Genomic DNA, 14,563 nt, shown 5'->3' with positions numbered 1-14,563 from the left:
TGATATCGCGTGCTTGCATTTCGGAAACTTGCATGACGCCTTCGATCATGCTGAGCGCATCGGAATCGAGTAAATTGCGTTCAAAGGCAGAGTGCAACAGGGTGATTAGTTGTTCACGATCTTCCGGTTTGCGGATGAGCATTGCGCCTAACCGCTCTAACCAGCCGCTTTTAGGTGGAGGTTCGTCCATGATGTATTTGAAATCCAGTGGATGTGAGAAAAAAATAGAGCAGAAATTTTCTTTGCCAGTTTCCTAGGGGTAGGAGCATTACATGACTATTGCGCGAAATTTGCATTGTCATATTCTAGATAAGGATTTGCAAAGCCGAGTTTGGCTAGTATTTGTGTTTCCAATTGCTCCATCGTTGCTGCATCAATGTCTTCAATATGATCATAGCCTTGTAAATGTAACATGCCATGAATGGTTAGGTGAGCGTAATGTGCCAATAGATTTTTGTGCTGTTGTCGTGCCTCTTCATTAACCACGGGCGCGCACAGTATAATATCGCCAGTCAAGGGCTTTGTGTCGTCATATACAAAGGTTAGCACATTAGTGGCGTAATTTTTACTACGAAATTGCTGATTAAGTTCTTGTCCTTCCCTTTCATCAACGAGTCGTAAAACGACCTCAGCTTCTTGCATCAACGCAACTTTGACCCAACGACGGAACTGCGTTCGAGTGGGTACTGTTGCGCACTCTGTCGCATATTGCACCATCAGCTTGAATGGCCTTGTTTTCTGCACAAGATGATCAGGATTGCCGAGTTTGTTTGTCGTGCGCTTCATAGGCGGTGACAATGCGTTGAACTAGTGGGTGTCTTACCACATCTTCAGATAGAAAACGGGTGAAGGCGATGCCGCGTATATCTTGCAGAATTTTCTGAGCTTCTATTAAACCGCTTTTCTGATGTTTGGGCAGATCAATTTGTGTAATATCGCCGGTAATAACCGCTTTTGAGCCAAATCCCATGCGTGTCAGAAACATTTTCATCTGCTCTGGTGTCGTGTTTTGTGCCTCATCCAGAATAATGAATGACTGATTCAGCGTACGTCCGCGCATAAAAGCCAGTGGTGCGATTTCGATGGTATTACGTTCAAATTGCTTGCTTGTCTTATCAAAGCCCATTAAATCATATAGTGCATCATACAATGGACGTAAATAGGGATCGACTTTCTGAGTCATATCACCGGGTAAGAAACCCAAACGCTCACCAGCCTCAACGGCCGGGCGAACCAGAATCAAGCGGGATACCAAGCCGCGTTCAAGCGCATCGACTGCACTGGCTACCGCCAGATAGGTTTTTCCGGTACCGGCGGGGCCGATAGCAAAGGTGATGTCATGTTCCTGAATTTGCTGCAGATACTGAACCTGGCGCGGTGTGCGGCCATATAAGTTGCTGCGGCGTGTCAGTAGTCCGGATGTTGCTGGTTGTGTGATATCGATGCTATTGGTGACGGTGCTATTGTTCTCCGCTTTGTGATGTGGATTTATCGCTTCGATCAAACCAAGCTGAATATGTTCCAGACTTAAATGGTGCTGTGATTGGTTATAAAAATCGCGCAATACTTTTGCTGCAAGTCTTGTTTGACCGGATTTTCCCGATAAGCTGAAGTGTTCGCCGCGTCGGGAAATGGTCACATCCAATGCAGTTTCAACTTGTTTTAAATTTTCATCCAGCGCGCCGCACAAATTGGCAAGGCGTTGGTTATCGGTGGGCATGAAAGAAATTTCTAGGGGAGTTGGTTTCAATGTCAGAAAATGCTATCTCAATGGGATTGATTTTCGCAGCGCACGGGATACTTTGCAAGCAAAACTCATGTTATAAGTACATTTTTATTCATAAATAATGTCTCCGCGCAGCGAATGAGCGCGGGCTTCATTGATCCGTACGTTGACAAACTGGCCAATCAACTCAAAATCGCCGGCTAAATTGACGACACGGTTGTTATCTGTGCGCCCGCTCAGTTCATCGAAGTTCTTTTTAGAGATGCCTTCCAGTAATACCCGCTGAATTGAACCGACCATTTGCTGACTGATTTTCCGGGATTGCAGGCTCAACTGTGCTTGTAATCGGTGCAGTCGTTCCAATTTTTCTTCCTGCGACATGTCATCGGGCAAGTCAGATGCTGGTGTTCCGGGGCGCGGGCTGTATATGAAACTGTATGATTCGTCAAAATTCATGTCTTCAACCAGCTTCAACGTGGCCTGGAAATCTGCCTCCGTTTCTCCGGGGAAGCCAACGATGAAATCTGATGATAATGTAATATCCGGGCGTATAGCGCGCAGTTTCCGAATAATGGATTTGTATTCCAATACGCTATATCCTCGCTTCATTGCGGCCAGTACCCGGTCAGATCCAGATTGTACCGGAAGGTGCAAGTGATTGACTAATTTGGGTAACTGGTTGTAAGCCTGAATCAGGCGCGTAGTGAATTCTTTAGGATGAGAAGTGGTGTAGCGGATGCGCTCAATTCCCGGAATTTCATGAAGATATTCGAGCAGTAAAGCAAAATCAGCAATTTCACCATCACTCATCATACCCAGGTAAGCATTGACATTCTGTCCCAATAAAGTGATTTCTTTAATGCCCTGATCGGCAAGTATGGCGATTTCTGTTAGTACGTCCTCTAGGGGACGGGAAACTTCTTCACCGCGCGTATAAGGGACCACGCAGAAACTGCAGTATTTGCTGCAACCTTCCATAATTGAGACAAATGCTGTGACACCTTCAGTGCGGGCAGGGGGAAGATAGTCGAATTTTTCAATCTCAGGAAAAGAAATATCAACTTGCGAGCGCCCGGTTGCTTTGCGTGTTTCTATGAGTTGCGGCAATCGGTGCAAGGTCTGTGGGCCAAATACTACATCAACAAATGGTGCGCGACTGACAATCGCCTTGCCTTCCTGACTGGCAACGCAGCCACCCACACCGATCAACAAATTAGGATTGCGTTCTTTCAAGTGTCGAACCCGTCCTAAGTCATGAAATACTTTTTCTTGCGCTTTTTCGCGCACAGAGCAGGTATTGAACAAGATCATATCGGCTTCGGCCGGATCGTTGGTGGGTTCCATGCCATAGGCGGCATGTAGCACATCAGCTATTTTTTCCGAGTCATACTCGTTCATTTGGCATCCAAAGGTTTTGATATAAAGTTTATTACTCACGGGTTAGCTTTTGGAATTTAAGAAGGTTACGGCGTTATCGATGTATTTGCTGTCCTTGATTTTCCGCTTCCTTGACTTCATCCGGAGTCAGAATCCAAACACGATGCAGATTTCCCATGAAATCTAACTGATAGCGGATAAGGCCAACATAGTTCGCGGCATTGGGTAAAATGATCAAATTATCTATCCCGCGAATTTGCCCACCTGGCCCCATTTGCATTTGCTGGTTATTGATGACGAACACTGGAAAAGAAACAGCCGTCAAATTTCCCAGTTGACTCTCAACAGGAAAAGTTCTTGTTTGCTGACTAAATATCGATTGTGCCATTGCCATCAACACAATCAACAGTAATAAGGATGTTCTCCAAGTTCTATTCATAAGGAATTGGACAGGAGCGGATTAATCGTAAGCATCAAGGAATCAGCTGAATTACACCTAAATTATAGAGGCTCATGATACGCTAATTATTGGCAAAACGACATAATCTATCATTGCGCATTGACAGGCAAGGATGATGATTGAAAATCAGGGCCCTCGATCGAGGATAATATGTGTATTTGATGTGAGACTTTAGCAGGAATAGGGGAGGTGGCGGATCATTCGGTATTGCAATTTCATTCTGGATGTCTGGTTTTTGTTATTATATCTTCGCTCAAATGATTTGCGGATGATCGGACTGCGGCTTAGTATGATTGTTCGATGTGTTTCAACCAAGGAAAATACATGAGAGATGTGGTGGTTTTAAGTGGAGTACGCACAGCCATAGGTGATTATGGTGGGGCATTGCGACAGATTGCCCCAGTCGATTTGGCGGCAAAGGTAGTGCGCGAGGCGGTATCGCGTGCAAAAGTTGATCCTAATGATATTGGGCATCTGGTTTTTGGTAATGTGATTCACGGAGAATCCCGTGATATGTATCTAGCGCGTGTTGCCTGTATTAATGGCGGTTTGCCGCAACATACTTCAGCGTTGACAGTTAATCGTTTGTGTGGGAGTGGTTTGCAAGCCATTATTTCGGCCAGTCAAAGTATTATGCTTAATGATACTGACGTGGCAGTCGCGGGTGGTGCAGAGTCTATGAGTCGAGGAGGTTATTTATTGCCGGCACTGCGTTGGGGGCAGCGTATGAATGATGGCGGTACCGTAGACATGATGGTTGGCGCGCTTACCGATCCATTCGATCAGGTGCATATGGGAGTCACAGCTGAAAATATCGCAGAAAAATGGCGAATTAGTAGAGAAGAGCAGGATAGATTGGCAGTGGAAAGTCATCGTCGTGCCTTGCAAGCAATTAATAATGGCTATTTCAAAGAGCAAATATTGCCTGTTGAAATAGTTGTTAGTAAAAAAACAATTATTTTTGATACCGATGAGCACCCTCGTGAAGATACGAGCTTGGGGAGCTTGGCTAAGCTTCGGCCTATCTTTAGAAAAGAGGGGACAGTAACTGCAGGTAATGCTTCTGGTATAAACGATAGTGCTGCTGCAGTAGTATTGATGGAGAGTGGTGCGGCACGAAAAAGGGGCTTGAGGCCGATGGCGCGGCTGGTTGCCTATGGTCATGCCGGTGTTGATCCTAAAATTATGGGCATCGGACCGGTCCCTGCTGTACAAATGGCTTTGCAGCGTGCAAATATTAAGTTAGCTGAGCTGGATGTAATAGAGTCCAATGAAGCGTTCGCTGTACAAGCTTGTGCAGTCACAAAAGAACTGCAGCTTGATCCAGAAAAAACCAATACGAATGGAGGGGCGGTGGCGCTGGGTCATCCGATAGGTGCGACGGGTTGTATTTTAACTATCAAAGCGCTGTATGAGTTGCGGCGTACCGATGGGCGTTATGCATTGGTGACTATGTGTATTGGTGGTGGGCAAGGAATTGCGGCAATCTTTGAGAAACTTGAGTAGGTTAGAGCTTAGTTTGGTAAAAGAAAAGAGGCGCAATAGGCAAAAGATAAATGCTGGTTTTCGTTGACTGACGGGAGCGATTAAGCTATAGTTGCGCCTTTTTTAAGTGCAGGTATGCTGTCTGTTCCAAGGGCAGGTAGAAAATGTCTTGGATAAAGAATAGACCACTTAAAATTGTTCTGCTTGTGCAATTGTCAATCACATTTGCGTTGGTAATTGTCTTTTTGTTTATTCTTGGCATGCATGGTGCGATTTCGGCAATGCTGGGTGGAGCAGTAAGCGTAATTTCCTCGACAGCATTTGCGGTGATGGTATCGCGTCATAAAGGGTATGCAGCGGGTGATGCGATTAGAACTGCTCTAAGAGCTGAAGCAGTGAAAATAATGTTAACAATTGGTTTGTTATGGATGGTGTTTGAATTTTATACAAATGTTAATGCATTCGTGTTTATTGGAACGTTTATCCTGATGGTTTTAGTTTATAGTATGGCGTTATTAGTGGCAGACGATACTAAAAAGATAAGATAAATTTATAAGTGAAGCAGGCAGCGCATGGCATCTGATACAGAACTAACACCCACATCATATATTGAGCATCATCTTACCTATTTAACAACGCAAGTCCGTGAAGGTTCATCATTTTGGGTTCTTCATGTTGATACCTTGGTAACATCCATTATTCTGGGTGTTATAAGCTTGGGGTTTATATGGCTGGTGGTTCGTAAGGCAACTTCCGGTGTGCCGTCCAAGACTCAGGCTTTTGTTGAGCTTGCTGTTGAGTTCATTGATAATGAAGTCAAGAATACGTTTCACGGTAACCGCCATGTGTTTGTTGCGCCCGCAGCATTGACAATTTTTGTGTGGGTCTTGATGATGAATGCCATGGATATTCTGCCAATAGATATTATGGCATGGATTATGGAGCATGCATTTGGTTTGCACAATTGGAAGATAGTGCCAACAACAGATATCAATACAACTTTTGCGTTGGCTTTATCAATCTGGCTGCTCATGCTCTTCTTTAATGTAAAGGTCAAGGGATTTGGTGGCTGGATGCATGAGCTCTTTTGCACGCCGTTTGGAAAAAATCCATTGTTATGGTTGTTGAATTTGCTATTTAATTTTATTGAATATGTATCAAAACCTTTATCTCATTCTCTGCGGCTTTTCGGAAATATATATGCTGGCGAGATTATTTTTCTATTGTTGGGCATGTGGGCGGCGACCGGCGTATCTGGTACAATCTTCGGCGCGATATTGGGGGCGGGTTGGGCGATATTCCATATCTTGATTGTAACCTTGCAAGCTTTTATCTTCATGATGTTGACGGTTGTATATTTGTCGATGGCGCATGAGTCACATTAAATTCTAGATCTTTTTGTTGCGTATTTTTAATCTTATGGAAGGAAATTAAAATGGATAATTTGCAGTATTTAGCAATGATTCAGGCATATACTGGAATAGGTATTGGTTTGATGATCGGTCTTGGGGCAGCTGGTGCATGTATAGGGGTTGGGGTTATGTGTAGCCGCTTTCTTGAGGGCGCGGCGCGTCAACCCGAGATGATTCCAACTTTGCAGGGTAAGGTATTTCTTTTGTTAGGTTTGACGGACGCATCATTTATTATTGCTGTTGGCTTGGCGATGTTATTTGCATTTGGTAACCCATTGCTGGCAGTAATTCAGTAATAATGTTTTTGCTGTTTAGATCAGATAATACAGGCTTGTCATGAATATTAACTTTACTTTAATTTCTCAGGCGATAGCCTTTTCAGTCTTCATTTGGTTTACTATTAAGTATGTATGGCCGCCATTGCTGCGCGCGATAGAAGAGCGGCAAAAGACGATCGCTGACGGCTTGGCTGCTGGTGAGCGTGGTCGTCATGAATTGGAGATTGCAAGTCAACGTTCTTCGGATGTGCTGAAGGATGCCAAGCAGCGCGCTTCGGAGATAATTACGCAAGCTGAGAAACGCGCTGCGGAGGTTATTGAAGAGGCGAAGAAAACGGCAAGAGAAGAGGGCGATCGAATCGTTGCTGGCGCAAAAGCAGATATTGAGCATGAAATTTTTAGTGCAAAAGAAGTGCTAAGGCAGCAGGTTTCTGAATTGGCGGTCGCGGGAGCAGCAAAAATATTGCGTCGCGAAGTGGATGCCAAAGCGCATAATGATCTGCTTGTGGCAATACGGGAAGATTTAAAATAATGGCTGAAGCAATTACTGTTGCAAGGCCGTATGCGGAAGCGGCATATAAGCTTGCTGTTGAAAGTAAGGAGTTGTCTAAATGGTCGAAAATTTTGCAGCTTGCAGCTGCAATAGCGCAAGACGATCAAGTGAGGCTCCTTATCGGAAATCCGTTGATATCAGTTAAGCAGCTAGGTGAATTGATTCAAGAGATTGGCGGAAATAAATTCACGGCCGAGGCGCGAAATCTTATAATGCTGATGGCTGAAAATAAACGGGTATTGGTGTTGCCTCAAGTAAGTCAATTATTTGAGCAATTGAAAGCACAGCATGAAGGTATTTTGGAAGCTAAAATCATCAGTGCATTCAAAATGCAAAGCGATCAAATTAATAAATTAGTTGATAATTTAGAGCAAAAATTTAATCGAAAAATAGAGGCTCAAGTGAGTGTTGATCCCGAATTGATAGGTGGCGTCAAAGTGGAAATTGGTGATGAAACTTTAGATGCATCAGTTCGCGGGAAACTAGAAGCTATGGCTGTCGCCCTTAAAAGCTAGGAGTTAAAATAAATGCAGTTAAATCCATCCGAAATCAGTGAGCTGATTAAAAAAAGGATTGAGGGACTTGCGGATACGGCAGAGGTTCGTACGCAAGGAACTATTGTCTCTGTAACAGACGGTATTGTGCGCATACATGGATTATCAGATGTAATGCAAGGGGAAATGCTGGAGTTTCCAGGCAATACTTTTGGTTTGGCGTTGAATCTTGAGAGAGATTCCGTGGGTGCAGTTATTATGGGTGCATACGAACATATCTGTGAAGGCGATATAGTCAAATGTACCGGTCGTATTCTCGAGGTTCCAGTTGGGGAGGGCTTGTTAGGACGTGTTGTAAATGCACTGGGCCAACCGATAGACGGAAAAGGGCCTATTACAGCTGTAAGGTCGGAGCCCATTGAGAAAATCGCGCCAGGTGTGATCTGGCGTCAATCTGTTGATCAGCCAGTGCAAACTGGATTGAAGTCTGTGGATTCTATGGTGCCGATTGGTCGCGGTCAGCGCGAATTGATCATTGGCGATCGCCAAACAGGAAAGACCGCTGTGGCAATTGATGCGATACTTAATCAGAAAGGCCAGAACATGTTTTGTATTTATGTCGCGGTCGGTCAAAAAGCATCATCAATTGCAAACGTAGTGCGTAAACTCGAAGAACATGGTGCAATGGAATATACCATTGTGGTGGCAGCAACAGCCTCAGAATCAGCAGCGATGCAATTTATTGCACCCTATTCAGGTTGCACTATGGGCGAATATTTTCGAGATAAAGGACAGGATGCATTAATTGTTTATGACGATTTAACTAAGCAGGCATGGGCATATCGGCAGATTTCATTGCTCTTGAGACGTCCTCCAGGTCGTGAGGCATATCCGGGTGACGTTTTTTATCTTCATTCACGTTTGCTGGAAAGAGCGGCGCGAGTAAGTGCGGCTTATGTTGAAAAGGCTACAAATGGAGAGGTTAAAGGTAAGACAGGCTCTTTAACTGCTCTCCCGATCATCGAAACACAAGCTGGTGACGTAACTGCTTTCGTGCCGACCAATGTGATTTCTATCACTGATGGGCAGATTTTTCTTGAGTCTGATTTGTTTAATGCTGGTATACGTCCGGCAATTAACGCCGGTGTTTCCGTTTCTCGTGTAGGTGGTGCGGCACAAACTAAGGTGATTAAAAAGCTAGGCGGTGGTATACGTTTGGCTCTGGCGCAGTATCGCGAATTAGCTGCATTTGCTCAATTTGCGTCTGATTTAGATGAGGCAACACGAAAACAGCTAGAGCGTGGGAAAATGGCGACCGAGCTTATGAAACAATCTCAGTATGCAACCCTCAGTGTTTCAGAAATGGCGCTTACTTTATTTGCCATTAATAATGGTTATTTCGATGATGTGGAAGTTGGTCGTGCTTTAGCATTCGAATCAGCGCTGAAAAGCTACATTCGCAACCAACATGGAAAAATTCTTGACAATATAGAGAAAAACAAAGAGCTTGATGCTGGAACTGAAAAGGAATTGACAGCAGCAATTATAGAATTTAAGCAAAGCGGAACTTATTAAACAAATGGCCGGTAGCAGAGAAATACGCAATAAGATCAAGAGTGTAAAGAATACACAAAAAATTACACGCGCCATGGAAATGGTAGCGGCATCAAAAATGCGTAAAGCTCAAGAACGTATGAAAAAAGCGCGACCTTACGGAGAGAAGATTCGAAATGTTGCTGCGCATATGAGCCGAGCAAATACCGAGTATAGACATCCATTCTTGATCGAACGAGATACCGTCAAAAAAATTGGAATTATTGTTATAACTTCAGATAAGGGTTTGTGCGGTGGACTGAACACGAATGTGTTGCGTAAGACTTTGAGTCAGATGAAGATATGGAATAACGAGGGTGAGCAGATAGAGGCTTGTTGTATCGGTAACAAAGGCCTTGGCTTTATGAGCCGAATTGGTGCGAATATTACCTCACAAGTTGTAGGACTTGGTGATACACCAGATATTGCGAGACTCATTGGCGCAGTTAAAGTGGTACTGGACGGTTATACACAAGATCAGTTTGATCGAGTGTTTATTTTCTATAATCGCTTTATCAATACCATGAAACAACAGCCAGTTATGGAACAGCTGCTCCCTTTAACTGATGAAGTTATGCAAAGCGAAAATCAAAGCGATGCAAAGACAAAAACATCATGGGATTATATTTATGAGCCAGAGGCGAAGTCGGTAATCGATGATATTATGGTTCGGTATGTTGAGGCTTTAATATATCAAGCTGTGGCTGAAAATATGGCGTCAGAGCAATCGGCGAGGATGGTTGCGATGAAAGCTGCATCCGACAACGCTGGTAATGTTATTGATGAATTGACATTGATTTATAACAAATCCAGGCAAGCGGCAATTACGAAGGAGTTATCTGAAATTGTCGGCGGCGCGGCAGCTGTTTAAAAATTTTTTGTATTTGTTTAGGGAACAACAATGAGTCAAGGAAAAATTGTTCAGTGTATTGGTGCAGTGATCGATGTGGAGTTTCCGCGCGAATCTCTCCCGAAAGTATATGATGCATTAGTAATGGAAGGTTCTGAGCTTACGCTCGAAGTGCAACAGCAGTTGGGTGATGGTGTGGTTCGTACAATTGCACTGGGTTCTTCAGATGGATTGCGTCGTGGAATGATGGTGCAAAATAGCGGGAAACAAATTCATGTGCCTGTTGGAATCAAAACGTTAGGACGTATCATGGATGTTTTGGGTCGTCCAATTGATGAAATGGGCGATATCGGTGCTGAGCAGCATATGTCGATACATCGTGAAGCTCCTGCTTTTGATGAGCTTTCGGCATCAACAGAGCTGTTGGAAACTGGTATCAAAGTGATAGACTTGATTTGCCCGTTTGCTAAAGGTGGTAAGGTCGGATTATTTGGTGGTGCGGGCGTTGGTAAAACAGTTAATATGATGGAATTAATTCGTAATATTGCGATTGAGCACAGTGGATATTCAGTATTCGCAGGTGTGGGGGAGCGTACTCGCGAAGGGAATGATTTTTATCATGAAATGAAAGATTCTAAGGTGCTGGATAAGGTTGCTCTAGTTTATGGACAGATGAATGAGCCGCCTGGGAATCGTCTGCGTGTGGCATTAACTGGGTTGACAATGGCGGAATCTTTCCGTGACGAAGGTCGTGACGTATTGTTTTTTGTAGATAATATATATCGCTATACTTTGGCTGGAACAGAAGTTTCTGCTTTACTTGGGCGTATGCCGTCAGCGGTTGGATATCAGCCAACTCTTGCTGAAGAAATGGGGCGGCTACAAGAGCGTATTACATCTACTAAAACTGGCTCGATTACTTCGATACAAGCTGTATATGTACCAGCTGACGATTTAACTGATCCATCACCAGCAACAACTTTTGGTCATTTGGATGCCACGGTGGTTTTGTCTCGCGATATTGCTTCCTTAGGTATTTATCCGGCTGTGGATCCTCTTGATTCAACTTCACGTCAGCTTGATCCACAAGTTGTAGGGGAAGAGCATTACAATACTGCTCGCGCAGTGCAGCAGACCTTACAGCGCTATAAAGAATTAAGAGATATTATTGCAATTCTGGGTATGGATGAGTTGTCTCCTGAAGATAAACTTGCTGTGAGTCGTGCTCGTAAAATTCAACGATTTTTGTCTCAGCCGTTCAACGTTGCGGAAGTATTTACCGGTTCTCCTGGGAAATATGTGTCTCTAAAAGATACTATCAAAGGTTTTAAAGGTATTGTTGGAGGTGAATATGATGATTTGCCAGAACAAGCGTTTTATATGGTTGGCAGCATCGAAGAAGCAATCGAAAAATCGAAAACACTTCAATAAACTCTGAGAAAATAGCGATGGGCACCATTTTTCATCTTGATATAGTTAGTGCTGAGGAATCAATTTATTCTGGGCCTGTGGAATTTATGGTTGCACCTGCACAAATGGGCGAGGTAGGTATTTATCCGCGTCACACACCGATGTTGACAAAAATAAAATCTGGTATGGTGCGCATAAAAGCTCAGCTCAAGGAGGAAGAATTAATATATGTGTCTGGAGGTATGCTAGAAGTGCAGCCAGATATTGTTACCATATTAGCTGATACTGCTGTGCGAAGCCACGATCTAGATGAAGCTAAAGCGCTTGAAGCGAAACGGGCTGCTGAAGAAGCGATGAAAAATAAGGAATCAGAATTGGATTATGTTAGAGCACAGGCTGAATTGATAGAAGCGATGGCACAGCTTGCGGCAATTGATAAACTAAGAAAACGTGGACACTAGCCAATATAAAAAAGGTTGGTTTCCGATTATTTGTTGAAAGATAACTGAATACAAGTTAATCAAAGTATAAAATTGTTACTTCATTAGCTTGCCGTAATATTATTTAAAATATAGAAAATATAAAAAAGGCGGCATATGTCGCCTTTTTTGTGCTTTCTGTCTAAACTTCTGCTAGTTTTAACCACTTGTAAAATTATAAATAATAAAGCACCCCGCCGCAAGCAGCGAGGTATTAAAAGCGCTCTTCAGACTGCCGGTTTTCAACCAGCCTTCGCCCCAAGGAGCAAGGAATTAAACCCGGAAGAGATTAAAATCAGCGATGAGTTAATTTACAAAGGCTATTATAAGAAATTACTGGAAAATTATCGTTCATTCAATTAGATCACAATATTTATTTCGAAATCATTCAGAATTATGCTGAAGCTAAATGTAGTAATTCTCGCAGCAGGTGCTGGAAAGCGCATGCACTCTTCGCTTCCAAAAGTATTGCATACTTTGGCCGGCCGACCATTACTGACGCATGTAATTAATACAGCGCGGAAGCTATCACCTAATAAAATTTGCGTGGTCATTGGTCATGGTGGAGAGACAATAAGACAAACGATCATTGGGGATGATTTGACGTGGGTGATACAGGAGCGACAACTGGGTACCGGACATGCGCTAATGCAAGCACTATCTCAACTTAGTGATGATGGCTTGACACTTATTCTTTATGGAGATGTTCCATTAGTAAGTATCCACACGTTGCGTCAATTATTGGTCGTGGCAGATGGGAGAAACTGTGCTGTGTTGTCCACAGTATTAGTAAATCCTTTTGGTTACGGCAGAATCGTGCGTGATATCGAAACCGGAGCAGTTACTGCGATTGTTGAACAAAAAGACGCCAGCGCTGAACAACAAGATATACATGAAATAAACACAGGTATTATGCTTATACCCAATGTTTATTTACATAAATGGCTGCCTACAATCAAAAATGAAAACGCTCATCAGGAATATTATTTAACAGATATCATTGAGATGTCTGTTAAAAATGGGATACATGTCGCGTCGTCACAGGCCGAGAGTTTCTGGGAAGTAATGGGAGTTAATAACAAGCTCCAATTGGCAGAACTTGAAAGGTACTTCCAAAAATACTGTGCTAATAAGTTGCTGGATGAAGGTGTTAGTTTGATTGATCCGTTGCGAATTGATATACGAGGTGAACTCATTTGTGGAGCAGATGTTGAAATTGATATTAATTGTATTTTTGAAGGAACTGTTAAGCTAGGTAATCACGTGCAGGTAGGCGCTCATTGCATACTCAGGAATGCAACGGTAGCGACGGGAAGTGTTATTCGTCCCTATAGCATGATGGAGGATGTAGAAATTGGTGAGAATTGCAAGATAGGCCCTTATGCGCGAATTCGCCCGGGCACTCGACTTGCCAGTGAAGTACAGATTGGTAATTTCGTTGAAGTTAAAAATAGCCAGATTGGTGTGGGGAGTAAAACGAATCATTTAAGCTATATTGGCGACTCTTGCGTAGGGAAGAATGTCAATATCGGTGCTGGAACAATTACTTGTAATTACGATGGCACTAACAAGCACGTTACTATCATCGAGGATGATGTTTTTATCGGATCTGACACGCAGCTTGTCGCGCCTGTTAAGATATCAAAAGGGTCAACAATTGGCGCTGGATCAACGATTACCAAAGAAACGCCAGCGGATCAACTTACTTTGTCCAGATCGAAACAAGTCAGCATTGTTGGGTGGGGACGCCCTCCAAAAATCAAAAAATAAAGTAGCATTTATCATCCCGGTAGTATTTTTTTGACAGTTTGAGTAGCAGGAAAATGCGATATGTGCGGAATAGTGGGTGCGGTAGCAAACAATAATATCGTTCCAGTGTTATTAGATGGATTATTGCATTTAGAATACCGAGGATATGATTCCGCTGGTCTCGTGGTGGCTTGTAATGGTTTGCAAAGATTGCGCACAACGAGCCGTGTAACCGAGTTACAAAAGCTTGCTTGTGAAAAGAATTTACAGGCTCTGCTGGTATTGCACATACTCGTTGGGCGACGCATGGAGCCCCTTCCGAGCGTAATGTGCATCCACATATTTCTGGAACACCAGAATCTCCTGCCCGAATCGCCATCGCCCATAATGGAATAATTGAAAATCATGAAATAATGCGCAAACGCTTGCAGGTGGAGGGATTTGAATTTATTTCCGATACTGATTCTGAGGTAATTGCGCATTTGATTGCTTTTAATCGTAAGCATACCGGTGATTTGGTGGCAGCGGTTTGCGCATCAATTGCTGAGCTACACGGCGCTTACGCGATTGCAGTCATGGAGGAAGCCCGGCCAGAAAGAATTGTTGTGGCACGTAATGGAGCGCCATTATTATTGGGAATAGGAGACCTTTGCACGGCAATACTCCCAGGATAATAGCTCGAGTGATACAATTGTAT

At 43.4% G+C, this 14,563-nt stretch carries 15 protein-coding genes and 2 pseudogenes; 12 read left to right on the top strand and 5 right to left on the bottom strand.

Annotation, left to right across the window (positions count from 1 at the left end; all coding sequences use genetic code 11):
- The 5 genes and pseudogenes from QZV86_RS11330 to QZV86_RS11310 form a co-directional block, all read right to left on the bottom strand.
- Positions 1 to 190: pseudogene (locus QZV86_RS11330) on the bottom strand (magnesium/cobalt efflux protein); the annotation flags it as partial.
- 86 nt (positions 191 to 276) lie between these two features.
- Positions 277 to 786: an rRNA maturation RNase YbeY gene (ybeY, locus tag QZV86_RS11325; RefSeq protein WP_295628024.1), complete on the bottom strand. Its 510-nt coding sequence runs from the start codon at positions 784 to 786 to the stop codon at positions 277 to 279.
- Entirely contained in the window at positions 752 to 1,750 is a 999-nt protein-coding gene (locus tag QZV86_RS11320; protein WP_295628022.1) for a PhoH family protein, read from the bottom strand. Before QZV86_RS11320 ends, ybeY begins: the two co-directional genes overlap by 35 nt.
- A gap of 84 nt (positions 1,751 to 1,834) precedes the next feature.
- A complete protein-coding gene (gene miaB / locus QZV86_RS11315) occupies positions 1,835 to 3,163 on the bottom strand; it encodes a tRNA (N6-isopentenyl adenosine(37)-C2)-methylthiotransferase MiaB (RefSeq protein WP_295628019.1) in 1,329 nt (442 codons plus the stop codon).
- A gap of 34 nt (positions 3,164 to 3,197) precedes the next feature.
- Positions 3,198 to 3,542, bottom strand: coding sequence for a hypothetical protein (locus tag QZV86_RS11310; RefSeq protein WP_295628016.1), 345 nt, complete (start codon positions 3,540 to 3,542; stop codon positions 3,198 to 3,200).
- A 345-nt stretch (positions 3,543 to 3,887) separates the two neighbouring features.
- On the opposite strand from QZV86_RS11310, the gene QZV86_RS11305 reads away from it, so the two are divergent.
- The 12 genes and pseudogenes from QZV86_RS11305 to QZV86_RS13825 all read left to right on the top strand — a co-directional run.
- Positions 3,888 to 5,069 carry an acetyl-CoA C-acyltransferase family protein gene (locus QZV86_RS11305; RefSeq protein ID WP_295628013.1) on the top strand — a complete coding sequence of 394 codons (1,182 nt, stop codon included), beginning with the start codon at positions 3,888 to 3,890 and terminating at the stop codon, positions 5,067 to 5,069.
- Between the two features lie 143 nt (positions 5,070 to 5,212).
- Positions 5,213 to 5,596, top strand: coding sequence for an ATP synthase subunit I (locus QZV86_RS11300; protein ID WP_295628010.1), 384 nt, complete (start codon positions 5,213 to 5,215; stop codon positions 5,594 to 5,596).
- A gap of 24 nt (positions 5,597 to 5,620) precedes the next feature.
- Positions 5,621 to 6,433 carry a F0F1 ATP synthase subunit A gene (gene atpB / locus QZV86_RS11295; RefSeq protein WP_295628003.1) on the top strand — a complete coding sequence of 271 codons (813 nt, stop codon included), beginning with the start codon at positions 5,621 to 5,623 and terminating at the stop codon, positions 6,431 to 6,433.
- Positions 6,434 to 6,483: 50 nt separating this feature from the next.
- Positions 6,484 to 6,756, top strand: a complete 273-nt coding sequence (atpE, locus tag QZV86_RS11290; protein WP_028461263.1) for a F0F1 ATP synthase subunit C — start codon at positions 6,484 to 6,486, stop codon at positions 6,754 to 6,756.
- Between the two features lie 40 nt (positions 6,757 to 6,796).
- Complete coding sequence (locus QZV86_RS11285; protein WP_295627995.1) at positions 6,797 to 7,270, top strand: F0F1 ATP synthase subunit B; 474 nt, start codon at positions 6,797 to 6,799, stop codon at positions 7,268 to 7,270.
- Positions 7,270 to 7,806: a F0F1 ATP synthase subunit delta gene (locus QZV86_RS11280; RefSeq protein WP_295627992.1), complete on the top strand. Its 537-nt coding sequence runs from the start codon at positions 7,270 to 7,272 to the stop codon at positions 7,804 to 7,806. The genes QZV86_RS11285 and QZV86_RS11280 overlap by 1 nt, the downstream gene beginning before the upstream one ends.
- Before the next feature lie 12 nt (positions 7,807 to 7,818).
- Positions 7,819 to 9,360: a F0F1 ATP synthase subunit alpha gene (atpA, locus tag QZV86_RS11275; RefSeq protein ID WP_292919973.1), complete on the top strand. Its 1,542-nt coding sequence runs from the start codon at positions 7,819 to 7,821 to the stop codon at positions 9,358 to 9,360.
- Between the two features lie 4 nt (positions 9,361 to 9,364).
- Positions 9,365 to 10,249 carry a F0F1 ATP synthase subunit gamma gene (gene atpG, locus QZV86_RS11270; RefSeq protein ID WP_295627988.1) on the top strand — a complete coding sequence of 295 codons (885 nt, stop codon included), beginning with the start codon at positions 9,365 to 9,367 and terminating at the stop codon, positions 10,247 to 10,249.
- 30 nt (positions 10,250 to 10,279) lie between these two features.
- The gene (gene atpD / locus QZV86_RS11265) at positions 10,280 to 11,659 is read left to right on the top strand and encodes a F0F1 ATP synthase subunit beta (protein WP_292919976.1); all 1,380 of its coding nucleotides are present in this window, start codon (positions 10,280 to 10,282) and stop codon (positions 11,657 to 11,659) included.
- A gap of 17 nt (positions 11,660 to 11,676) precedes the next feature.
- Positions 11,677 to 12,099 carry a F0F1 ATP synthase subunit epsilon gene (locus tag QZV86_RS11260; protein ID WP_292919978.1) on the top strand — a complete coding sequence of 141 codons (423 nt, stop codon included), beginning with the start codon at positions 11,677 to 11,679 and terminating at the stop codon, positions 12,097 to 12,099.
- Positions 12,100 to 12,513: 414 nt separating this feature from the next.
- Positions 12,514 to 13,887: a bifunctional UDP-N-acetylglucosamine diphosphorylase/glucosamine-1-phosphate N-acetyltransferase GlmU gene (gene glmU / locus QZV86_RS11255; protein WP_295627984.1), complete on the top strand. Its 1,374-nt coding sequence runs from the start codon at positions 12,514 to 12,516 to the stop codon at positions 13,885 to 13,887.
- A gap of 60 nt (positions 13,888 to 13,947) precedes the next feature.
- A pseudogene (locus tag QZV86_RS13825) lies at positions 13,948 to 14,513 on the top strand (class II glutamine amidotransferase); the annotation flags it as partial.
- Between the last annotated feature and the right edge of the window lie 50 nt (positions 14,514 to 14,563).

The organism is uncultured Nitrosomonas sp., assembly GCF_902826915.1.
In the GTDB taxonomy this organism is placed as follows: domain Bacteria; phylum Pseudomonadota; class Gammaproteobacteria; order Burkholderiales; family Nitrosomonadaceae; genus Nitrosomonas.
This window is presented reverse-complemented; position numbering and strand designations above follow the sequence as displayed.

What these genes read in the sequence shown, in the direction of transcription:
- ybeY (WP_295628024.1), bottom strand. Translation starts at nt 786, where the DNA reads ATGAAGCGCACGACAAACAAACTCGGCAATCCTGATCATCTTGTGCAG.
- QZV86_RS11310 (WP_295628016.1), bottom strand. Translation starts at nt 3,542, where the DNA reads ATGAATAGAACTTGGAGAACATCCTTATTACTGTTGATTGTGTTGATG.
- QZV86_RS11305 (WP_295628013.1), top strand. Translation starts at nt 3,888, where the DNA reads ATGAGAGATGTGGTGGTTTTAAGTGGAGTACGCACAGCCATAGGTGAT.
- QZV86_RS11300 (WP_295628010.1), top strand. Translation starts at nt 5,213, where the DNA reads ATGTCTTGGATAAAGAATAGACCACTTAAAATTGTTCTGCTTGTGCAA.
- atpB (WP_295628003.1), top strand. Translation starts at nt 5,621, where the DNA reads ATGGCATCTGATACAGAACTAACACCCACATCATATATTGAGCATCAT.
- atpE (WP_028461263.1), top strand. Translation starts at nt 6,484, where the DNA reads ATGGATAATTTGCAGTATTTAGCAATGATTCAGGCATATACTGGAATA.
- QZV86_RS11285 (WP_295627995.1), top strand. Translation starts at nt 6,797, where the DNA reads ATGAATATTAACTTTACTTTAATTTCTCAGGCGATAGCCTTTTCAGTC.
- QZV86_RS11280 (WP_295627992.1), top strand. Translation starts at nt 7,270, where the DNA reads ATGGCTGAAGCAATTACTGTTGCAAGGCCGTATGCGGAAGCGGCATAT.
- atpA (WP_292919973.1), top strand. Translation starts at nt 7,819, where the DNA reads ATGCAGTTAAATCCATCCGAAATCAGTGAGCTGATTAAAAAAAGGATT.
- atpG (WP_295627988.1), top strand. Translation starts at nt 9,365, where the DNA reads ATGGCCGGTAGCAGAGAAATACGCAATAAGATCAAGAGTGTAAAGAAT.
- atpD (WP_292919976.1), top strand. Translation starts at nt 10,280, where the DNA reads ATGAGTCAAGGAAAAATTGTTCAGTGTATTGGTGCAGTGATCGATGTG.
- QZV86_RS11260 (WP_292919978.1), top strand. Translation starts at nt 11,677, where the DNA reads ATGGGCACCATTTTTCATCTTGATATAGTTAGTGCTGAGGAATCAATT.
- glmU (WP_295627984.1), top strand. Translation starts at nt 12,514, where the DNA reads ATGCTGAAGCTAAATGTAGTAATTCTCGCAGCAGGTGCTGGAAAGCGC.